At 40.3% G+C, this 22,586-nt stretch carries 22 protein-coding genes; 11 read left to right on the top strand and 11 right to left on the bottom strand.

The annotated features are described in order from the left end of the window. Window positions 1-40: 40 nt before the first annotated feature. From CRO21_RS04905 to CRO21_RS04920, 5 genes are all read left to right on the top strand, one after another. Entirely contained in the window at window positions 41-1,066 is a 1,026-nt protein-coding gene (locus CRO21_RS04905) for an ABC transporter substrate-binding protein (protein WP_097078228.1), read from the top strand. A gap of 535 nt (window positions 1,067-1,601) precedes the next feature. Next, a complete protein-coding gene (locus tag CRO21_RS17785) occupies window positions 1,602-1,724 on the top strand; it encodes a hypothetical protein (protein ID WP_265734854.1) in 123 nt (40 codons plus the stop codon). An 11-nt stretch (window positions 1,725-1,735) separates the two neighbouring features. Next, complete coding sequence (locus CRO21_RS04910; protein ID WP_087620738.1) at window positions 1,736-2,170, top strand: CopG family ribbon-helix-helix protein; 435 nt, start codon at window positions 1,736-1,738, stop codon at window positions 2,168-2,170. 9 nt (window positions 2,171-2,179) lie between these two features. Beyond that, entirely contained in the window at window positions 2,180-3,973 is a 1,794-nt protein-coding gene (gene atzF / locus CRO21_RS04915) for an allophanate hydrolase (protein ID WP_097078229.1), read from the top strand. Window positions 3,974-3,999: 26 nt separating this feature from the next. After that, window positions 4,000-5,028 (top strand): ABC transporter substrate-binding protein, encoded by a 1,029-nt coding sequence (locus tag CRO21_RS04920; RefSeq protein ID WP_097078518.1) that lies wholly within the window; start codon window positions 4,000-4,002, stop codon window positions 5,026-5,028. Window positions 5,029-5,108: 80 nt separating this feature from the next. Here the strand turns inward: CRO21_RS04920 and CRO21_RS04925 are convergent, their stop codons facing one another. From CRO21_RS04925 to CRO21_RS04950, 6 genes are all read right to left on the bottom strand, one after another. Continuing rightward, entirely contained in the window at window positions 5,109-5,438 is a 330-nt protein-coding gene (locus CRO21_RS04925; protein ID WP_097078230.1) for a DMT family transporter, read from the bottom strand. Between the two features lie 15 nt (window positions 5,439-5,453). Further along, the gene (locus CRO21_RS04930; RefSeq protein ID WP_097078231.1) at window positions 5,454-6,341 is read right to left on the bottom strand and encodes a hypothetical protein; all 888 of its coding nucleotides are present in this window, start codon (window positions 6,339-6,341) and stop codon (window positions 5,454-5,456) included. Window positions 6,342-6,357: 16 nt separating this feature from the next. Next, window positions 6,358-7,356, bottom strand: a complete 999-nt coding sequence (locus tag CRO21_RS04935; protein WP_097078232.1) for an isopenicillin N synthase family dioxygenase — start codon at window positions 7,354-7,356, stop codon at window positions 6,358-6,360. Between the two features lie 71 nt (window positions 7,357-7,427). Next, entirely contained in the window at window positions 7,428-8,309 is an 882-nt protein-coding gene (locus CRO21_RS04940; protein ID WP_097078233.1) for an ABC transporter ATP-binding protein, read from the bottom strand. A 1-nt stretch (window position 8,310) separates the two neighbouring features. After that, complete coding sequence (locus tag CRO21_RS04945; RefSeq protein ID WP_097078234.1) at window positions 8,311-9,249, bottom strand: ABC transporter permease; 939 nt, start codon at window positions 9,247-9,249, stop codon at window positions 8,311-8,313. Window positions 9,250-9,806: 557 nt separating this feature from the next. Then, a complete protein-coding gene (locus tag CRO21_RS04950) occupies window positions 9,807-10,709 on the bottom strand; it encodes a pseudouridine synthase (RefSeq protein ID WP_228150366.1) in 903 nt (300 codons plus the stop codon). Window positions 10,710-10,975: 266 nt separating this feature from the next. Here CRO21_RS04950 and tsaE point away from each other — a divergent pair, with 266 nt between their 5' ends. The 4 genes from tsaE to hfq all read left to right on the top strand — a co-directional run bounded on the left by tsaE (window position 10,976) and on the right by hfq (window position 14,962). Further along, window positions 10,976-11,443 carry a tRNA (adenosine(37)-N6)-threonylcarbamoyltransferase complex ATPase subunit type 1 TsaE gene (tsaE, locus tag CRO21_RS04955; protein ID WP_097078236.1) on the top strand — a complete coding sequence of 156 codons (468 nt, stop codon included), beginning with the start codon at window positions 10,976-10,978 and terminating at the stop codon, window positions 11,441-11,443. Window positions 11,444-11,474: 31 nt separating this feature from the next. Further along, window positions 11,475-13,415: a DNA mismatch repair endonuclease MutL gene (mutL, locus tag CRO21_RS04960; RefSeq protein WP_097078519.1), complete on the top strand. Its 1,941-nt coding sequence runs from the start codon at window positions 11,475-11,477 to the stop codon at window positions 13,413-13,415. Window positions 13,416-13,420: 5 nt separating this feature from the next. Then, on the top strand, window positions 13,421-14,365 hold the full coding sequence (gene miaA, locus CRO21_RS04965; protein WP_097078237.1) for a tRNA (adenosine(37)-N6)-dimethylallyltransferase MiaA: 945 nt from the start codon (window positions 13,421-13,423) through the stop codon (window positions 14,363-14,365). A 93-nt stretch (window positions 14,366-14,458) separates the two neighbouring features. Further along, complete coding sequence (gene hfq, locus CRO21_RS04970; protein ID WP_097078238.1) at window positions 14,459-14,962, top strand: RNA chaperone Hfq; 504 nt, start codon at window positions 14,459-14,461, stop codon at window positions 14,960-14,962. A 132-nt stretch (window positions 14,963-15,094) separates the two neighbouring features. Here hfq and rnt read toward each other — a convergent pair whose 3' ends face one another. Further along, window positions 15,095-15,736, bottom strand: a complete 642-nt coding sequence (gene rnt, locus CRO21_RS04975) for a ribonuclease T (protein WP_097078239.1) — start codon at window positions 15,734-15,736, stop codon at window positions 15,095-15,097. Beyond that, window positions 15,733-16,767: a dihydroorotase gene (gene pyrC, locus CRO21_RS04980; protein WP_097078520.1), complete on the bottom strand. Its 1,035-nt coding sequence runs from the start codon at window positions 16,765-16,767 to the stop codon at window positions 15,733-15,735. Before pyrC ends, rnt begins: the two co-directional genes overlap by 4 nt. Window positions 16,768-17,086: 319 nt before the next feature. Between pyrC and CRO21_RS04985 the strand changes: the two genes are divergently transcribed. After that, complete coding sequence (locus CRO21_RS04985; protein WP_097078240.1) at window positions 17,087-18,592, top strand: cation:proton antiporter; 1,506 nt, start codon at window positions 17,087-17,089, stop codon at window positions 18,590-18,592. A gap of 154 nt (window positions 18,593-18,746) precedes the next feature. After that, a complete protein-coding gene (locus tag CRO21_RS04990) occupies window positions 18,747-19,583 on the top strand; it encodes an aldo/keto reductase (RefSeq protein WP_097078241.1) in 837 nt (278 codons plus the stop codon). A gap of 97 nt (window positions 19,584-19,680) precedes the next feature. Here CRO21_RS04990 and CRO21_RS04995 read toward each other — a convergent pair whose 3' ends face one another. From CRO21_RS04995 to CRO21_RS05005, 3 genes are all read right to left on the bottom strand, one after another. Then, on the bottom strand, window positions 19,681-20,880 hold the full coding sequence (locus CRO21_RS04995) for a sugar transporter (RefSeq protein ID WP_097078242.1): 1,200 nt from the start codon (window positions 20,878-20,880) through the stop codon (window positions 19,681-19,683). A gap of 325 nt (window positions 20,881-21,205) precedes the next feature. Continuing rightward, a complete protein-coding gene (locus CRO21_RS05000; RefSeq protein ID WP_097078243.1) occupies window positions 21,206-21,742 on the bottom strand; it encodes a DUF2058 domain-containing protein in 537 nt (178 codons plus the stop codon). Window positions 21,743-21,771: 29 nt separating this feature from the next. After that, entirely contained in the window at window positions 21,772-22,434 is a 663-nt protein-coding gene (locus CRO21_RS05005; RefSeq protein ID WP_097078244.1) for a YoaK family protein, read from the bottom strand. Window positions 22,435-22,586 lie beyond the last annotated feature (152 nt).

The following is a 22,586-nucleotide window of genomic DNA, read 5'->3' on the forward strand; positions in this document are numbered from 1 at the left end:
AATTATTTTTTACACCTTATGATTTAGAGTGAGAGATGATATGTTGAACAAACCGTATTATATTTTTCCCTTGATATTTAGTGTATTTCTGACAGCTTGCGATAATACTGCAAAGACTTCCGTATCAGAAAATACTGCATCACAATCTAAAAATGAAAATCCTCCCATAACGATTGGGTATAGTGACTATCCGGGTTGGGTTGCATGGCAGATTGCAATTGACAAAGGGTGGTTGAAAGATGCTGGTGTAAATGCAGAATTTAAATGGTTTGATTATTCTGCTTCATTAAATGCTTTTGCGGCGAAACAAATTGATGCTGTGACGATTGCCCATGGTGATAATTTGGTAATTTCGGCTGGTGGCACAAAAGGCTTAGTTATTCTAGCCACTGATGAAGGTGCAGGTAATGATTTAATTGTGGCAAAATCAGGTATTAATTCTATTTCAGATTTGAAAGGTAAGACTGTTGCAGTAGAAAAGGGATTGGTTGATCATTTATTATTAGATACAGCGTTAACAGATGCCAATATTAAAACGCAGGAGGTTAAAATTGTAAATGCTGTCACGAATGAATTACCGCAGGTATTCATGTCACCTGATATTTCCGCTGTTGCATTATGGCAGCCTATTGCGAATCAGGCACTAAAAAATGTTCCCGGTTCTAAAATTATTTATACAGCATCAGAAAAACCGGGATTAATTTATGGTGCTATGACTGTCAATGCAGAACATTTAATGCGTCATAAAGAAGATTGGGTAAAAATCTTAGAAGTATGGGATAGAGTAGTCAAATATATTAAAGATCCAGCAACGCATGAAGATGCTGTACGTATTATGGCAAGCCGTGCAGGTATTCAATCAGAACAATATAAACAATTTATTGATGGTACACATTTTTTAAGTATTCAAGATAATAAAACTTTATTTACCAAAGGCACAGGATTAAATTCTATTTATGGTTCAAGTTATCGGGTCAATGAATTTAATATAAAATATGGTGTTTATAATACAAAACTTGATGTAGATAGCCTTATTTCTCCCGAGATTGTAGATAGTATAAAATAAGAGATTTTCTCTTTTTAATGAATTATAAATTTGGTGAGTCATATTTGATCATACATATAACTCACCAGAATAACTATTTTTATTCATCAATAGAGTGCTGTAATTTAGGTATTGCCTTCGATATAGCTAATATTTCATTTTTTAGTCCACTATAAAATAGCAAGATATGGAGTGTCAAAATCCCACCTTCTTAGTGATGAGTATTTAATATCAAATATTTCATGGGATAGATGTTACAAATAACAAAAACTTTTCAACTTTATGACAAGGCCCAGAAATGGTGTCGTATATAAAATAAGTCATTTTTGCTGCATTTCGGTTGTGCTTCTTAAATTTGATGATGCATATTGGAGTTAGAAAAATAGAAATAGAACTCTTTTAAAGCATGTTTATCTCATCATACTTTTTACTTTGATCAACTATAGTGCATGTTTCTTTCTTTTTTGGATATTTTCTTTGCTAAAACTGGCATAGATCATGCTTTATAAAAATAAGTATTACGAAATTTATAAAAAGTAATACTAAGGAGAAAAGCATGAAACACTTCCTCAATCACAGCAATCAATTTGCGATATGGCTTTTACAGCAATTGGCTCGGATTTTTGCTGCACGCGCCCGATTTTATCAGACATACTATGATGATCTGAATAAACACTAAGGTGCTAATCAATGGCAAAACAGAAGCTTACCAGAATCAGCATTACCTTACCTGAAGAAACACTACAGGCACTGGATATCATGGTGGATGATCAGGGGTTTGACAGTCGTTCGCAGGCGCTGGTGGATATGATCAATCATCGTCTGATTGCGCAGCAGGCCATTTCCAATGCGGTGATGGTGGGGACTTTAACCCTGTTATATGATCGTAACTTTCCCAATATTCGTATCCAGATTGGGGACTTACAGCATCAATATCTGGAACAGGTGATTAGTTCTCTCACTGTTCAACTGGATCAGGACAAGGTGCTGGAGGTCATGCTATTACAAGGAGTAAGCACCGAGCTGGACTGTATTAGCCAGCAATTTATTGCCATCAAAGGGGTGATCAAGGGGCATCTAGAATTGATGGATGCTGTTATGCCGCCATTACAACAAAACGAGTAGGGTAAAACTGTGCAAGAATTTTGGACACTACAGGATTGGCGTACTGCCTATCAAGAGAAATATTTTGGACTTGATGATTTATATCGTTATGTCGCAAGTATAGATAACCACAATCATGCCTGGATTTCGCTGGCCAGTAGAGAGCAGCTGCAACAGCAGATTGATGCATTAAGTCATGAACATGCCAAAGCACTGCCTTTATACGGCATACCCTTTGCGGTCAAGGACAACATTGATGTTGCAGGATTCTATACCACTGTAGCTTGTCCTGATGCAGCTTATATGGCCGAACAGGATGCCACTGTGGTGGCGAAATTAAAGCAGGCTGGTGCAATCGTGATTGGTAAAACTAATCTAGATCAGTTTGCCACAGGACTGGTGGGTGTGCGTTCTCCCTATGGTGCAGTGCAAAACAGTTTTAATCCCGAATATATCAGCGGTGGTTCTAGTTCCGGATCATCGGTCGCAGTAGCCAAAGGGCAGGTGCCTTTTGCTTTGGGTACCGATACCGCAGGTTCTGGTCGTGTTCCCGCTGGACATAATAATATTATGGGTTTAAAACCGACCAAAGGCTGGTTTTCCAGTAAAGGCTTGATTCCTGCCTGCCGTTTGATTGATGTGATTTCAATTTTTGCCTTGAATGTTGATGATGCTTGGGAAGTTGCACAGATCATGCAAGGCTATGATGCACAAGATGATTATTCACGCCATCACCCGGAAAATGTCCCGGCCTCTTTTTCTAAATATAAAATTGCCATTCCAAAGCAATTACAATGGTATGGCGATGAACAAAGCCAACACGCATTTACACTTGCCATCGGAAAGCTGAAAACGCTTGGTTATCAAGTAGAGTCGATTGATTTTTCCATCTTTAATGAATTGGCAGCAGCACTTTACAACAAGGCATGGGTGGCAGAACGAACGGTTGCGGTAGAGCGTTTGGTAAGGCGTGAACAATGTCATCCAGTGATTGCGCAAATCATTGCACAGGCAGACCAATTTGTTGCCACCGATGCCATGCAGGCAGAATATGATCGTGCCCATTTACAACGCCAGATTCAAATTGTACTGGCGGATTATGATGCGCTAATGGTACCAACTGCACCAACCATCTACAGCATTGAAGATGTTGAAGCCGATCCTATCAATAAAAATAGTCACATGGGTGCTTATACTAATTTTGTGAATCTGGCGGATTTAAGTGCTTTGGCATTGCCGAATGTCATCCGTGCAGATGGTTTACCTTCAGGCGTCACTTTTATTGCCCCAGCTTGGCACGATCAGGCATTGGCGCGCTTTGGACAACAATGGCAGGAATTGAATAATTTAGCAGTTGGTTGTTCAGCGCAGGCATTACCTGAGTTTTATCAGCCGAGTGTGGCAATTGAATCTTCGCATTATGTTCGTTTGGCAGTGGTGGGCGCACATTTAAGTGGGATGCCACTGAATTTTCAGTTGACCACACGACAAGGGGTTTTACTGCAAAAAACACAAACTTCAGCACATTATCAACTGTATGCCTTAAACAATACCACACCACCCAAACCTGGCCTGCAATATGTCGAACAGGGTGAGTGTATTGCGCTAGAGGTATGGGAAATTCCAAACGCATTGTTTGGTGCAATTGTTGCCGAAGTTCCAGCGCCTTTAGGCATTGGCAATGTGCAATTACAAGATGGCTCATGGGTAAAAGGCTTTATTTGTGAAGCTTATGCGCTTCAGGATGCTGTCAATATCAGCCATTTCGGCGGGTGGCGAAATTATATTGCTGCACGCCAATCTTCTTCTCAAGCAAATCGCTAAATTTCCAATTTCGGGAGAATGACATGATGATTCGTACAGCAACACTTTCTTTATCAGTGGTTTTTGGCATGTTGCTAACAGCTTGTGACAATACTGCTAAAACACCGGATGCTCAGGCAAAATCCGAACAATCAAGTACTGCAAGCAGTCAACCGATCACCATTGGTTATAGTGACTGGCCCGGTTTTGTGGCATGGCAAGTGGCCATTGAAAAAGGCTGGCTTAAAGAAGCAGGCTTAAATGTCGAGTTTAAATGGTTTGATTATTCCTCTTCACTGAATGCCTTTTCTGCCAATCAACTGGATGCAGTATTGGTTACCAATGGTGATAATTTAATCACATCAACTGGAGGTACCAAGGGCATTATCATCATGGCAACTGATTATTCCGCAGGCAATGATGTGATTATTGCCAAAGATGGTATCAATAGTATTGCCGATCTGAAAGGTAAGTCTGTTGCAACCGAAAAAGGTCTGGTCGATCATTTACTGTTATCTACTGCACTGGATGATGCCAAAATTCCTTTATCGGACATCAAACTGGTCAATTCCGTGACTAATGAATTACCACAGGTTTTTGCCAGCCCGGATATTGCAGCAATTGCAGTATGGCAGCCTGTCGCAAATCAGGCACTTAAAGCAGTGGCAGGTTCCACAATTATCTATAGTTCCAAAGACAAACCGGGATTAATTTACGACACTTTGTCGGTGAATATGTCGCATTTATCTGCACATGAAGAAGACTGGAAAAAAGTTATTCAGGTATGGGATAAAACCGTGAAATATATTAATGATCCTGCTACTCATGCTGATGCAGTTAAAATCATGGCAAATCGGGTGGGCGTTGATCCTGCGCAATACGAACAATTTGTGGGTGGAACGCATTTACTGGATGTCGCAGCCAATAAAAAGGTGTTTGTAAAAGGCAATGGCTTTGATTCGATTTATGGTTCGACCTATCACGTCAATAAATTTAATGTCGAAAATGGTATTTATACAACCGAAGTGGATGCCGATGGATTGATTTCTGCAAAATTACTGGATTCGATTCAATAAACCTGATCCATTTTAAATAAAACCGTTTTATTCTGAAATAAAACGGTTTTTTAAATAATGAAACGGCTATTTAAATTGAATTAAATCTGTGTACTTTTGGAAAATACATTGATGACAATAATCCCGCTAATCATCAGCCCTAAACCGATCAATGCTGCCAGATCCAGCTGTTGTTTATAAAGTACCCAGCCTACAGTTGAAATCAGGATAATTCCTGCGCCTGACCAAATCGCATAGGCAATGCCAACCGGAATGGTTTTGAGGGTAAGCGACAAACAAAACAAAGCAATCACATAACCGACAATGGTAATCAGAGATGGTATCAGCACAGTGAAACCATTTGATGCTTTTAAGGCTGATGTGGCAATCACTTCTGAAATAATGGCAATTGCCAGAAATACATAGGACATATAGAATTCCAAATATTATGTCACGATTTTGGCATGTTCAAACAAATGTTGCTGTTCCTGTTTTGACCATGTAATGGCATCAATGCTGGCGGGCGATTGACCGATGAAATGAAAATCGGGCGAGTAAAAATCCAGTTCATAATAAAAGAAATACTTTGTACCCTGCAAAAGTTTTTGTTGTCTAAGTTGACCATTTTGCAGTAATTCAAATTGATCCAAATTTATAGCGGTGCCAATATGTTCCGATATTGTACTATAACGAATTTCATCACTGCCTAGTGCGATAGAAATCTCATAACTGTTGATCTCATCATCATGGATATGTTGTTGAGCAGCTTTTCTTAGATCAGCAATATGTGTAAATTTTTCTTCAATCTCAGGCAAACGACTTTGTACCATTGCGATATGTTGGCCACTAATGATCAGTCCACCCTCCATTTTGTATTGCTGTTGTGTGGCTATGTGCTCGATCTGTTTTAATCTTAAACCCAAAAAAAGTCCTGTCGTTGCTTGTTGTCGCCAGTCTTCCACATAAGCACCAGATGGAGCAAACTCCAGAATACAATTACCAATCGGATAAAGTTTGGCTGGTTCTGGCCACTGTGTACGAGGCTGATAACTGTGTTCAATATGCCAGGATAATAACTGGTTTTTTTCGTCCCATAAGGTATCGCCAATCCAGCCTTGTCGATCATAAATTGACGTGTTATGTGCATCACTTAAACGTAGATCTATGCTAAATGACTTGGACTGAAACCAGTAAACAATGGTGTCTTCATCGGTGAGTCCATTAAAAAAAGTGATACTTTTTCGTCTAAATGCACCCAACAGGTAATGCGGCAAATTACACTGAGTTAAATCGCTGATAGGCAATCTGGCTAAAATATCATGGATTAAATGCATAGATTTCTCCTGTGTTTTATTGTTGTTCTGCCAGACCAAAAGAAGATAAGGGAATCGCATTGTTTAAGGTTAATTCTCCCTTGGCGATTCGCTGTTTTAAATAAGAAAAAGTTTGCGCTGTCTGATTAAATAAATGATCGCCACCTTTGAGGGGCTGATATTTTGGCGCCTCATTTGGCATCACAGGTGCAATGACATAGTCATAATCACAGGAGAAAAATAGCGGAAAAGAATAGCGTTCTTCTTGTACCCGTTTCACCCGATGTTTGGTGGCAAGATAACGGCCATTGGAAAGTATTTCCATCATGTCACCAATATTCATCACCATACTGTTTTCAATCAATGGAATGTCAATCCATTCGCCCTGTTTGTTCAATACCTGTAGCCCGGGAGCCGTCGGTAATAGCAAAGTAAAACATTCATAATCGGTATGCGCACCAATTCCGACGCTATCTTCGGCAGCTGGATTGTAGGGATAATGGATTAAACGTAACTGGCTAGGCGGATGTTGTAAATGTGGGGTGAAAAAGTCTTCACTCAAGCCAAGAGCCAGTGCAAAACCCTGAAATATTTGATGTCCAACAGTTTTGACATGTTGGTAATAGGCCAGCACCTGTGTCTGAAATTCAGGAAAATCTGGCCACAAGGTAGGACCTAACAAAGGGCGACGTGGTGTGCTAAGCGGATAATCATAATTGACATCATAGGCTTCTTTTAAATCATAGGTATTGGAGGCAAATTGCTCTTCACCAATGGGTACATAGCCACTGTGATTTTCCGATAAGCCAATATAATGCTGCATTTTTAGCTTTTCTTCTTGGGCAAAATAGGCTTTTGCGATGTGCTGAATTTGTGTAAATAACTGAGGATTAAATTGATCACCCTTAATATATAAAAAACCAACCTCTTTACAGGCTAGATCCAGGGCTTTTGCAACGTCAAGGCGATCAGCCAAATTTGGACTAGAAAGTTTGGAGATATCCACCATGGGTAGAACATAGTTATCTTCATACATTTGAATTCACCATCAGGCTGGTCGTCCAGCAATAGATTAAGGCAGTTGGGTCGTCCCAAGGCCTTGCAAAACTACTTTTGTGTACTCACTTGTGTCATTCGTGGAATGCTTGGCAGATTCTGCATGGCAGGATCAATTTCTATATCATCCTGAGCATGTACCAGATGATTGACATGGGCTTTTAGCTGCTTGAATTCGTCACTTTGCATGATATCAGGCGTTCTTGGGCGAGGTAAATTGACCTCGATAATTTCCCTGATTTCACCGGGATTGGCTTTAAGTGCCACAATGCGATCTGCCAGTAAAATCGCTTCATCCATATCATGGGTGACAAACAAAATCGTGATATCAATATTTTGCCACAGATCTAATAAATGCTTTTGCATCTTTTGCCGGGTATAAGGATCAAGCGCACCAAACGGTTCATCCATTAATAATAATTTGGGTTCGTTGACCAGCGCACGGGCAATGGCAACCCGTTGTTTCATTCCTCCGGACAATTCATGCGGAAACTGATTTTCATATTTTTCCAGACCAATAATACCGATCCATTCCCGTGCCATTTCTTCTGCCCGGGTACGGCTGATGCCTTTCATTAATGGACCGAACATGACATTTTCTTTTACCGTTTTCCATGGAAACAGGGTATAGCCCTGAAAGACCATGCCACGTTCAGGACTGGTGCCCTGAATCGGCTTGCCATCGACCAGCACTTTGCCACTGTCAAAATCATCCAAACCAGCAACTACACGACTTAAAGTCGATTTGCCACAGCCTGATGGGCCAATGATACAAATAAATTCACGCTGATGAATTTTTAGGTCAATTTGCTTTAAAATTGTGCGTTTGATCTGATCATGCTGAAAGACCTGAGATAAGCCCTGTGTTTCCAGAATGACGGGGCGAGCATAAATTTGCTTAAAATAGTTTTCGGTATTGAAGTCTTGAGTCATCTTACTTTGCTCCTTTTTTCCACTTAAACAGGCGTTCACCGAGTTTCATCAGGATAAAATCTGTGATTAAACCAATCACGCCAATAATCAGGATGGCAGCATAGACATTGGGAAAGTTTTGATAACGTGCCTGTTGGGTGATAAACCAAGTAATGCCCGATGTTGCACCAATTAGTTCGGAGACGATTAAATACGTCCATGCCCAGCCAAGTAACACCCGTTGATTTTGATAAATATCAGGCAATGCCGCAGGAATCACCACATGAAACAGGCTTTTTAGTTTGTTGGTTCCAAGGGTAAATCCAGCTTCAATCAGACCACGATCCACCATACGGGTGGTATTGGCAATAATCAGAATTTGCTGGAATAGGGTACCGATGACAATAATGGCAATTTTTGGTGCATCATTGATGCCTAAGATTGCCACAGCCAGCGCACCGAATGCGGGGGCCGGTAAATAGCGGAAAAACTCGACAAAAGGTTCGGTCAGTCTGGAAATAACACTGGAGAAACCACATAGAATGCCCAAAGGCACACCGATAATTGATGAAATAATAAATGCACTAAAAACAATTTTAATGCTATGCCACAAACTTTGATGCAACCACGGTGCATCTGCCTGAACGGGCGGTGTGGTAAATGAGGTGACTAAAGCCCTAGCAACTTCATGTGGCGCAGGCAAATAAATCGGATTGACCAGTTTACCTTGGGGTGGGGTTTCTCCCCGATTTACTGCATTTTGTGCTTCCTGATAGAACACATCTTTGGCCACCCGGCTATTGACTTGAAAATAAGTCACATCACCCGAGTTGGTTACTTGTACCTGCGGATGCCAGATAAAAGGTAAATAGCTGACAGCACACCAGATCAGGATTGGAATCAGAAATGATGCCAGACTGAGCAGCAGTGTGTGGTTTCTGGATAGAAGTGTATTGGACATAGGCTCTACCGCTTAGTATTACTTTTTTGAAAAATAGTAATACTAAAATAAGCAATATTAATGCCATTCTAATGCTTTGAATGAAAAAACAGCAAAAAGGTTAATTGAAAGAGATTATCTATAGGATTGAAGAATTTTAAAGCGGTTACGCAGTGTAAGTTGTGTAGCCTTCTTATCGGCATTTGGTTTGCTTTACATTGATACTTGAGCTTATGCAATGAATCTTGCTTGCAAAATGGGCAAAAATTGTATAAATATGGGGATCAATTATTTTAAGTTGATTAATTCAGTCGACTTTATCCTTGCAGTGATTATGCTGTGGCGATTACGGCATAGTTATTGCTTTAAAGATTTTCGTAAAGTTGTGGTCAGGGAAGAATTGCATAGAAGGATTTAACCATGCAAAAAAACAAATCATTGTCTGTTAGAGAGGTAGGTATTATGAATACGAATAAAGCTTATCTAGGTGTATATATGGCATTGGCACTTGCGGCGAATGTGGCATATCATGCGCTGGTAAGTAACTTGTTTACTTGATCACTCCCCACTTCATCTGTTTAAATACTTGTTGCTGTCAATTGTTCGGGCAGCAACAAGTCAAAAGAAGAATAAAAATTAAAATGCTGCCCTGTTAGCGGATCAATAAAATCAATTTCTTTCGCCAATAATTGTAATGGATTGGAAAAATCATCCATTGCTAAATGCTGAACCTCTGGATAAAGACGATCATTTTTTAATGGCATACCGAGTGCATTCATATGTACCCGTAGCTGGTGCTGCTTTCCAGTAATTGGTTTTAATTGATATTTTGCCCAGTTTTGATTGTGCTCAAGCAAAGCAATATCAGTGACGCTATTGCTTTCTCCCTCAACGATTTTCATGCGATAAAAAGGTTCGCCCTTTTGCATACGGGCAGAAAATCTAAATGGAAAATTCAAGTGGCACAAAAATGGGGCAATGGCATGATAAGTTTTATGTATTTCCTTGTTTACAAAAAGTTGCTGATAAAGATGTCGGCTTTCTACTTGTTTTGAAAACAGGATCAGTCCCGCAGTTTCCCGATCCAGTCGATGAATTGGACTCAGTAGAGGGTTTGACGTTGCCTTTTTTAATCGAGTAAGCAAGGTTTGTTGTACATATTGTCCGGTTGGGCTAACCGTTAAAAAATGCGGTTTATCGACCACAATCAAATGTTCATTTTCAAAAATAATTTGATGAGCAAAGGGGACTGCGGCTTCATGCGCCAAATGACGATAATAATGAATATGCTGATCACCGACATAGGGACTCAACATATCAATGCTTTCGCCATGCTGATTAATCACCAGACCATCGTCAAAGCGTTGTTTCCATTCATGCTCCTGAATATGCGGAAATTGCCTTAATAAAAATTCAAAAATTGTTTGATGTGGTGAATCTTTCGGTAAAAAAACCGTGCTGGCACTGACACCTTCTCGCATTGGGGGAATCATGGTTGATTGCAGCATAGATAAAAAAACAGTCGAATAGGATTTAGCTTCATATTTTAAAGGTTTTTTGCTCAGATTGGGTATTGTGATAGGGCAATACACGATATTTTTATTTTTGCCGTTATTGCAGAACCAATGTCAATGGATTCGCTTGAGTGCTAGAGCTTTAGATAATTGCTGCAAAATACAACATCATCATTCGCTCAAAATAATGCTTAATGATATGATGAATGCGGTTCTTATAAAGTGATAGCGTGATGAGTGACAATCTAAATCTTAGATTAACAAGCGAGCAGGACACTGCAAAACTGGCTTTGGCTTTGGTACAGGGTTTTAGTGCAGGTCTGGTATTTTTGATTGGTGATTTAGGTGCTGGAAAAACCACATTAACTCGTTATTGGTTACAGGCACTTGGACATCAAGGTGCAGTAAAAAGTCCGACTTATACGCTGGTTGAGCCGTATAACATTGATAACCAGACAATTTATCATTTTGATTTGTACCGTTTGCAGGATCCATATGAGCTGGAATTGATAGGAATTCGTGATTATCTTGAGCAAGATAATAGTCTATTGATTGTTGAATGGCCGTCAAAAGGTGAGGGGATTTTACCTGCGGCAGATTTAACATTAAAAATAATCTGTGAAGATGATATCCGTAAAGTAGAAGTAAGCGGAGAACGCACAGTATTACAACGTATTGAGGGCAGTTTTTATGCAAACTGAATCTCTTGCTATTGAGCCAAATCAAATTTCCATGGCAGATCGTGTCAGTCGACGGATACAAACTTTGGCACCGGCATTGGCAAACCAGATTGCCGCTGGTGAAGTCATTGAGCGACCTGCTTCGGTGGTCAAGGAATTACTGGAAAATGCGATAGATGCCGGCGCAACGGAGCTTGTGGTTCGGGTTGAGCAAGGCGGTACTACCTTAATTGAAATCATTGATAATGGTTTTGGTATTCACCCGGAAGATCTGCCGCTGGCGATCATGCGTCATGCAACCAGTAAGGTCCGCAGTTCAGAAGAGCTGGCAGCTATTCAGAGTCTGGGATTTCGGGGTGAGGCACTGGCTTCAATTGCTGCGGTATCACGCTTAACGCTAGCAAGCAGCCAAACAGATGATGGCATTGGTTTTCAGATTGAGTTGCATGGTGCGGCCTTACAAAATGAACAAGCGCTTGCCAATGCCATGAATCGTGGTACGCATGTCCGGGTACAGGATTTATTTTTTAATGTGCCTGCCAGACGCAAATTCTTAAAACGACAAGCGACCGAATATCAGCATATTGAAGAAGTTGTGCGCCGCATGGCCTTAACGCATTTCGATATTCATTTTACCCTTGAACATAATGATCAGATTCGTCTGAACTTGCCACTGGCTGATAGCGGTGAATTGCGTTATCAACGGGTATTACAGCTTTTAGGACGCCAGTTTGCAGAAAATGCCTATTGGATTGATGCAGAAGCAAATGGCCTTCATATGGCGGGCTGGCTTGGTCATCCGTCAGATGCCCGTGCGCAGGCAGATATGCAATATATTTATGTCAATGGGCGCATCGTCAAGGATAAAACCATCAGCCATGCGCTGCGCATGGCATATGATGGTATTTTGCATGGTCATCAACATTCAGCCTATTTGTTATTTCTGGAAGTTGATCCGCATGAAATTGATGTTAATGTGCATCCGACCAAGCATGAGATTCGTTTTTTAAGTCAACGTGAAGTACATGAATTTGTACGTCATTTTGCTAAGGAAACACTATCCCAGTTTCAGACTGCAAGTGCAGATCTTGCAGTGGCAATGAAACCTTTAATGGGACATTCTCCCGAACCACAGCCCCGTTATCAGGACGCTTTGGCACTACATCAAGTGCCATCACAACCGTCTTCAGATCATTCGACAAACTCTTCTCAAGGGCATTCGGTTAGCTATCAAAATAATCATAAATTGGGTGCAGATTACGTGGCAAATGCGGTGCAAAAATATCTTGCGCCCTTAAGAACGCCACAAGAATTAAGTCATGAGGATAGCGATAGCGCACAAGCAGATGCCTTATCAAACATGTCAGAACATGATAGGCCAGTACAAGCAAGCAATCCGGTAGATGAATATCCCTTAGGGATTGCGATTGCCCAGTTGCATGGGATTTACATTCTGGCACAAAACACCGAAGGTTTAATTATTGTTGATATGCATGCAGCACATGAACGGATTGTACTGGAGCAGATGAAACAGGCCTGGGACAAACCCGAGTTCTGGCAATCGCAACAATTACTTTTACCCAAAGTGGTAAAAATCAGTATTTCACAGGCAGATCGTTTACAGCAACTACAGGACAAATTGCACCGTCTGGGACTCGAAGTTGATTTATACGGTGATGATCAGGTTTTGATTCGTGGTGTTCCGGCCATATTACAAAAAGCCGATCTGGAGCAATTGATTCCAGAGTTATTGAACGATCTTGATCCTAATGATGATGTACAGGGTCTAACCCGTAAACGAGATCAGCTTTTGGCGGGTATGGCATGTCATGGTGCCGTAAGAGCCCATCGGCAATTGAGTTTGTCGGAAATGAATGCCTTACTGCGGCAGATGGAGCAAACCGAATTTGCGAGTCAATGTAATCATGGTCGACCAACCTGGCGCGCATTTCCTTTGGCACAGCTTGATAAACTTTTTGCGCGTGGAGAATAATTGTTGTGGCAAGTGATTTACCAGTGATTAATATTATGGGGCCGACCGCAAGTGGTAAAACTGCATTGGCGTGTGAGCTATATGATCTTGGCAATTTTGAGATTATTTCGGTAGATTCTGCCTTGGTCTATAAAGATATGGACATTGGTACAGCAAAACCGAGCAAGCAGGAACAGCAGAAATATCCGCATCATCTGATTGATATTATTGATCCGACGCAGGTGTATTCTGTGGCAGAATTTGTTGAAGATACCGAACGACTGATTGATGAGATTCATGCCAAAGGCAAGATTCCGCTTTTGGTCGGTGGTACCATGCTGTATTTTAAAAGTTTACTGGAAGGTCTGGCAGATAATTTGCCCAGTGCAGATACCAAGATCCGTGCCAGTATTGAAGATATGGCAACACAACAAGGCTGGCAATTTGTCTATGAGGAATTGAAACGGGTTGATCCGCTGGCAGGTGAAAAATTTAAAGTCAGTGATCGGCAACGGATTATTCGTGCACTGGAAGTCTTTATGATTACAGGTACACCGATTACCCAGTTACAGGCACAACAAACTGTACGTCGTAACGAAAAATATAAATTTGAAAATTATGCGTTATTGCCTGATCGACAGGAATTACATCAAAGAATTGAATTGCGTCTCGAAAAAATGTGGGAAATCGGTTTTTTGAATGAAGTTGAAAATTTGATTAGAAAATATGATTTAACCCCGGAATTGCCTTCAATGCGTAGCGTGGGTTATCGTCAGGCACTGGAATTTCTCATAAAAAGTGATGAGAATCACATAAGTGAAGGGGAAATGCGTTTAAAAGCGTTATACGCGACACGACAATTAGCAAAACGTCAATACACTTGGTTACGATCTTTGCAAGAAAAGCATCAATTTGATACTTTTTATACGCCTGAACAGGGTGTTAAGGGCTTGCGAAACAGATTGATATAACGCAAAATTTAGGGGTTCATCTTTTATTATAAAGTTTAATTGAAATACTAAGGTGAATTTTTTTGCGCTGATATTATTTTTTTGGAGTTAACAATGTCTAAAGGTCAAACTTTACAAGATCCGTTTTTGAATTCACTAAGAAAAGAACGTATTCCAGTCTCTATCTTCCTAGTTAACGGGATCAAATTACAAGGTCATATCGAATCTTTTGATCAGTATGTTGTATTATTAAAAAACACTGTAAGTCAAATGGTTTATAAACATGCGATTTCTACAGTTGTTCCAGCACGTAATCCACGTCCTGCTGGCGCGCCTGTAAGTCAAGGCGGCTTTGGTGGTGGTCAACCAGGTGGTTTCGGTGGTGGTCAACCGGGCGGCTTTGGTGGTGGTCAGCCTGGTGGTTTCGGTGGTGGTCAACCGGGTGGTTTTGGCGGTCAAGGCGGCTTTGGTGGTGGTCAACCGGGTGGTTTTGGCGGTCAAGGTGGCTTTGGTGGTCAACCGGGCGGCTTTGGTAATCAAGGTGGTTTTGGTGGTCAAGGCGCTGGTTTTGATGATCAAAAATTTGAAGATGGTAATGATGACGAAAACAATCGTTAATTATTAAATCTCATTACACCAAACTAGTTAAACTGGTTTGGTGTCTTAAAAAGAAGCCCCGATGTGTTTTATCTGCATCGGGGTTTATTTTTGCATTGGTTTTAAACAATACTTTTTAATTAACGCTGTGATTTAGGATTCGCTTGGAAAATACTGCGTACAGTGATTCAGAATATGGCAAAACAGTTCGGCAGTTTTTTGCGTATCGTATAGTGCAGAATGTGCTTCTTTACCGTCAAAATCGATACCTGCCTGAATACACGCTTTGGCCAATACGGTCTGTCCAAAAGTGACTGCACTTAAAGTCACTGTATCAAATACCGAAAAACTATGAAATGGATTCTGGTTTTTGGTACCGGTTCTTGCAATGGCGGCTTGTAGAAAACCCAGATCGAAATGGGCATTGTGGCCAACAAGTACGCAATGCGTACATTGCTGCGCTTTACGGACTTCATTTAATGATTTAAAAATACGTCTTAATGCATCTTTTTCATTTTCTGCCATGGCCATACGCAGGGGATTAAAAGGGTCGATGCCGGTAAAGTCGAGTGAACGACGATCCAGATTTGCCCCTTCAAATGGATTGATATGAGCATGAAAAGCCGGGCCTGGAACGAATTTTTGGTTTTCGTCATAGACAATCGGAATACAAGCAATTTCCAGTAGTGCATCCGTTTTGGCATTAAATCCCGCAGTTTCAACATCTACAACGACAGGTAAAAAACCACGAAAACGCTGACCAATCAGGTGTGTCTGCGTGAGTTGTTCAGTCATTGCAGACTCCAGTTGATGGTTTGACCGGCAAATAATGGAATGATGTCATCATTTGGGAAATAGCTAAGTCGTTCAGAAATGGTTTGCTCCTTACGCACCAAAGTAATGGTTTTGCGATTACGTTCCAAACCATAAAAATCTGCACCAAAGTGGCTGGCAAAACCTTCAAGTTTATCCAGTTTTCCCATTTGATCAAATGCCTGTGCATATAGCTCAATGGCATAGGGTGCACTATAGCAGCCAGCACAACCACAGGCATTTTCTTTCTTGCTTTGTGCATGGGGTGCAGAATCGGTGCCTAGGAAAAATTTGGGATTACCGCTGGTGGCCACTTCAAGTAATGTGGTTTGATGAGACTGCCGTTTTAAAATAGGCAAACAGTAGAAATGTGGTTTGATGCCACCGACCAGCATATCATTACGATTAAAAAGTAAATGTTGCGGTGTAATGGTGGCGGCTACTTGACGTCCTTGTTCCAGTACAAAATGCGCTGCATCGGCGGTCGTAATATGCTCGAGCACAAGTTTAAGCTGGGGAAATTGACGTAATAGCGGTGTTAGTACTTCATCAAGAAAACGTTTTTCCCGATCAAAAATATCAACATGAGAATGTGTTACTTCACCATGTAATAATAGCGGTACCTGATGTTCTTCTAGTTGTTCGATTACAGAATAGACTTTGCGAATATCACTTACGCCATTATCCGAATTGGTGGTTGCACCAGCAGGATAAAGTTTAATGGCATTGACCACAGAAGAAGCTTTAATTTTTTTGATTTCATCGCTAGGCGTGTGATCGGTGAAATATAAAACCATACGGGGATCAAAGTCGATACCTTCTGGCACATGTTGCATGATACGTTCACGATAGGCGACTGCTTCCTCAACAGTTTTAACCGGTGGCACCAGATTCGGCATACAGATCGCACGATGAAACTGTTTTGCTAGGTCGGGAACGGTGCGTTTTAAAGAATCGCCATCTCTAAGATGGGTATGCCAATCATCAGGTTGCAGGAGCGTAAGAGTATCCAAGGCCATTGAACTTATCAGAAAATAAAAGCCATGATAAAACAATTCACGGCAGATTTGTATGACATCATTTATTTTTTGTTGGCTTTTCAGTCGCATTGGCGACTTTATTGCATTCCTAAATGCTACTTAACTCAAATGATTTACTTGCTAAATATTTAATTTGGATAATATTGTATATTTCTTAAATTTATCGAAGGATTTTTAACTATTTTGTTTTAGAATAATGGGGTCTACTGACATTTCGATCATTTCGCAATGTATTGATGCGTAAAGTGTCAACAGACGCAAAATTTTATTTATATTTTTTTAAGAGCTGATGATGGGTAGCTATCTTTTTTTACAGGCACTTACTGTTATTTTTCTTTTGTCGATTTCCACAACTTTATTTAATAAAAAAGTTTTAGGCTTTCCAGCAGCCATTGGTGTACCAATGGTTTCAGCATTATTCGTGTTTTTATTGCAGTGGGCAGCCAGTCTGTTCAATAGTAGCGATATTATTGCCATTAATATTGAAAAGATTGAAGCAACAGTACGAAGCTTTAATTTCTATGATTTTTTGATCAATGGGGTGATCTGCTTTATTTTGATGGCATCTGCCTTAAAATTTAAAGTGTCTGATTTAAGAAAATACTGGAAACCGATTGGTATTCTGGCTTCGATTGCACTGGTACTCTGTGCCGTATTTTTTGCCGGTATATTGTATGGTTTTCAATGGCTCGTCGGTCATCAGGTCAATATCTTGATCCTGTTGTTATTAGGGGCAGCATTGGGTGCAACCGATCCGATTGGTATTAAAGGTGTACTTAGCTCTATCCGTGCGCCACATCATTTGATTGTTAAACTTGAAGGCGAATCGCTGTTTAATGATGCGATGTGTATTGCCTTGTTTATGACTATTTTAAATATTGTACAAGGCGATCATATTACGGTAGGTCACGTCATTGGCCACTTGTTGATGGAAATTTCCATTGCCGTGGTGATCGGATTTACAACCGGTTATGCTGCCTTATGGATTTTAAAGCAAAAACATGAACTTGAATCTTTGATTATGACCACAGCAGCATTGGCTTCCGGTGCCTATTTGATTGCATTATTTGCCAATGCATCTGCACCAATTGCCTGTGTGATCGGCGGACTGGTGGTTGGAAATAAATGGCAGGAAGTGCTGGCAGAAAAAGAAATTAAAGAAGTCAATCACTTTTGGCATACCATGGAAGGCATTATTAATGCCTTTTTGTTTACCTTAATTGGTCTTGAATTATTTATTATCGATTTAAGTAAGGAATTGATATTTGGCGGAATTATTGCCTTTATTATTTTACATGTGTCGCGTTTTGCAGCAAACTTTCTGGCCTTTGCCTTTTTCCCTTCAGTCAGTAAAAAAAGCTATAACGGCAGTTTGACCATTCTTTCCTGGGGTGGGGTGCGCGGCGGGATTTCATTGGCCTTGGTGCTTGCGGTTGCCAATATTCCGGCACTTGCTGCTTATAGTGATATTCTAATTGGTTACACCTTTATTTGTGTTTTATTGTCTGGTTTGGTCTGTGGTTTAGGCTTGCCGCAAGTCATGAATGCTTTTTATTATAATCCGAATGAACCACGACAAGGTTTTGCTGGCTGGTATCAACGCATGTGCCATCGCATGAATGTAAAAGGTTTTCAATATGTGGTGGATGAAGATGAACGTGGCAATGAAATCATCAGCATTTATGATCCAACTGCATTAATTAAAAAGAAAAAGAGCAGTGACGAGGTGCGTGATGACAAAACTGTACAAGAAGTGGAACAAGAGGTTAAACGCCTTGAACATCCGGATAATTTCTAATGTATAAGCAGTACCTCAATGCCATAATCAGCAGATTGTGGCATTACGTTTTATAACAAAACATATAATTTTTACAATCTACTCATCGAATTCATTGGTTATCCTAAACAAGTAACATAAACAAGCTGATATAGAGAAAATAGGAATAAACAAGATGAACATTCCAAACTTAACATTAAATGATGGTCGCTCAATTCCTGCTTTGGGCTTTGGTACCTATAGCTTAAATGGTAGCGAAGGTGTAGAAACCATAGTACGTGCCATTGACAATGGTTATCGTCTGCTAGATTCGGCATTTAATTATGAAAATGAAGGGGCTGTAGGCAAAGCTGTACGACAATCTAAGCTGGCAAGAGAAGAATTATTCATCAGTTCAAAACTTCCGGGACGACATCATCGTTATAAAGAAGCCGTCTCCACTGTGGAGGAATCATTATATCGGGCGCAACTGGATTACTATGACTTGTACCTGATTCATTGGCCAAATCCAAAAGAAGGTCTATATGTGGAAGCATGGCAGGCTCTGATTGATTGTCAGAAAAAAGGCTATATTCAATCTATAGGCGTCAGTAATTTTTTACCCGAACATATTGAGACACTGAAGAAAGAAACAGGTATTTTACCAGTCATTAATCAGGTCGAATTGCATCCTTATTTTAATCAGCAACAACAACGACAATATGATGCTGAACAGAAAATTATCACCATGGCATGGAGTCCATTAGGTCGCGGTAAAGAGCTGTTTAACGAGCCTGTGCTTGAAGCAATTGCCAAAGAAACTGGAAAAAGTGTGGCACAGGTGATTCTGCGCTGGCAAATTCAACTGGGCGTGATTCCAATTCCAAAAGCCTCCAGTGATAAAAATCAGTTGGCCAATAAAGAAGTATTTGGTTTTGAACTGAGCGAGCAACAAGTACAGCAGATTAACCAGCTAAGCCGTGCAGATGGAAGGATTAACAATCAGGATCCTGCGGTATATCAGGAATTTTAAAGAGAAAAATAGCTTTCTTGTTATTTAAATTAAGGCTGTTGATGGTTTAGATCATATTGAAATGGTTAAATCATCAACAGCTATTTTCAGCAAATTTTTATTTGCTTAGTGGACGTATGATAAAATCTTTTCGCGTTACGGTATATACCATTAACAGCACCCCAACAAAGGCAATACTACCGCCTGCCAGTCCAATTTGACTTAATCCTAAATGGCTGGTGACAATACCACCAAGTAAAGCGCCGCCACCAATCCCCACATTATAAAGAGAAGAATAGATTGCCATAGCAACGTCTGTGGCATCGGAGGCTAGTCTTAATACTAAAGCCTGCATACTTAAGCCAAAACACATAATACCAATGCCCCAGAACATTGATACAACACTGATACCGAGATAACTTAATGCCATGGGCAATAAAAAAATTAGACATAAAGCAATGCCCATGCTGGATAAGACAGGAAATGCACGTGGTATCTTTGGGCTAAAGCGGCTAAATAGATATGAACCCAGAATGCCGGCAGCACCGTAAAAAAGTAATATAAATGTGGTTTGTTCTGAATCCAGATGAGAAATGGTTGCAGCAAAAGGCTCAATATAACTATAGGCAGTAAATTGTGCAGTAATGATCAACACAGTGATGATAAATACGCACACAAGTGCAGGGCGTTTAAATAATATCGGCAAGCTTGCCAGTGAACCAGCGTTTTTACTTGGCACGCGTGGCAAGGTTTTCATTAGGATAAAAGCGACCAGTGCGGCCAAGATACCAATCAACATAAAGGTATCACGCCAGCCAAAAACCTCACCAATAATACGTCCAAACGGGATTCCCAATACCAATGCCAGCACAGTACCTGTCGATAACAAACCCAAGGCCTGAGTCTCTTTACCAGGTGGAGCGACCCGAACAGCAAGAGAGGCCGTAATCGACCAGAAAATTGCATGCGAAAATGCAATACCAATACGTCCCGCAATCAACACGTAGAAATTCCAGGCAATACTGGTAATTACATGGCTTAAAATAAATAATGTAAAAACTGCAATTAATAAACGTTTACGTTCCAGTTGTCGGGTGAGCAACATTAATGGAAGAGAGGTAAGCGAAACAACCCACGCATAGATCGTCAGCATAATCCCTGTATGCTCGACTTTCATTGAAAAACTTTCTGCAATATCACTGAGCAGGGCGACAGGAACAAATTCGGTGGTATTAAAGATGAAAGCGGCTAAGGCCAGGGCAATCACACTGATCCAATGACCGGTGGTTGCAGGCTGCGCTTGGGTACTCGAGGACATGGCAAAAAACAACAATTTGGGAAAGAATGAAGTGGGCAGATTTTAGCATATTCATTATTTCATGGGGTTATTAAAATTATATATAAATCAATGTAATATAATTGATTTTATAGATGTATATAAGCATATCAGTCGCACTAATGAACAGTTTTTTTTAAATCAATTTAACCGATAAAGAACATAGCAGAAAAGATGATTTATCACTAAGTGATGCAGAACAACCATCACACCGATCTCGATGGATCAATGTGCCGGTTCATACTTCTATCAATACGTATCGAGTCGCATTAAATACGCTATAGATGGATTTGATAATTGATATCTTTTACCACATTAAATCATCCGGGATGACATAGGCTGCATAAGGATCTTCTTCATCTGTAGATTGATCTTCTGCCTGCTTTTGTAGACTGATAATATAACCTTGCATGCGGGCATCAATTTTTTCTGCCAAAGCTTGGGGAATAAATGCATAGCTTTGCTCTAACTTGGCAATTGCCAGACTTCCCGAAACCACAGCATTATAAACTTGCTGATTCACATATAGTTTTTTGATTTTATTTTCATCAATAAACTGATAGGTCATGTCTCCATCAGTTGCAGTAATCTGGTGTTGCTTAATCATCTGAATAATATTGGCTTTTAAAGTTTTTTCTTCCAAAATTTGCTGTTTGGCATGATTGAGTTCATTGTCCTTGGCAATTTTTTCCTGCTTGGCTTTTTCAATTTCGGCTTTGAGTGCTGCTTGCGTATCTTGCCCGGTTTTTTTGGCATGCTGTACCTGTTTTGATGATTTCTTTGCCTGTTTGTTATCGATCAAGCCTGCTTTAAGCAATTGCGCCTGTAATGCATTTTTAACCATCAATTTTCTCCCTATACCGAAATTAAGAACTAAGAACGCTTTAAGTATAGATACCAATACGTAATACTCAAGAGTGCAGTGAGTATCGCAGGGATTAAAAACGCATTAATACCGAAAAAATGATAAAAAACGGTCGCAATGACCCCACCGACAAAGAAACCAAACAAAATAAGAAAATGTAATAACAAACGACGCGGCTCAACTTTTAGACCGCGTGCAATATAACCCAGTGCGAGTCCAATATCCGTGATTACACCTGATAAATGGGTGGTTCGAATAATTGCACCTCGATAATGACTGACCATGGCATTCTGCATTCCCATGGCAGCCGAACCCCAAAGTAGTGCATAGCGTGGGAAATAGGGCAAAAATATCCAGCACAGCAAAATGAATAAGCTGACAAAGGTAAGCGGTACCCCATAGCTGCGACCAAGCTCTAAATTACTGTTGCCCAGAATAAATCCGCTATAAAACGATCCCAGCATAAAGCTCAGGGTCACCAGAAAAAGATAGAGCATCATGCCATAATCAAGATGAGATAAGGCGATGGCAAATATACTGATATTGCCTGTCATATGTGAAATGGATTGATGTAATACCGTAATCAACCCCATGACATTGATCATGCCAGCATTCATTGCCAATAAAAATGCACCAAGCTGTATCCAGTTAGGCAGTTGTTGAAAAAACATGTGCGTCATTCAATTGTAGAAATTATTTAGATGATATTTTACTAATATCAGTATTGAGTTTACATCCTATCTATAATGAAAGGCGAGAAATATATCTGTTTTTCTACTAAAGAATGAGAGAAGCACTTAAATGTGATCAAATAGATAAGGCA

The organism is Acinetobacter puyangensis, assembly GCF_900096995.1.
GTDB lineage: Bacteria > Pseudomonadota > Gammaproteobacteria > Pseudomonadales > Moraxellaceae > Acinetobacter > Acinetobacter puyangensis.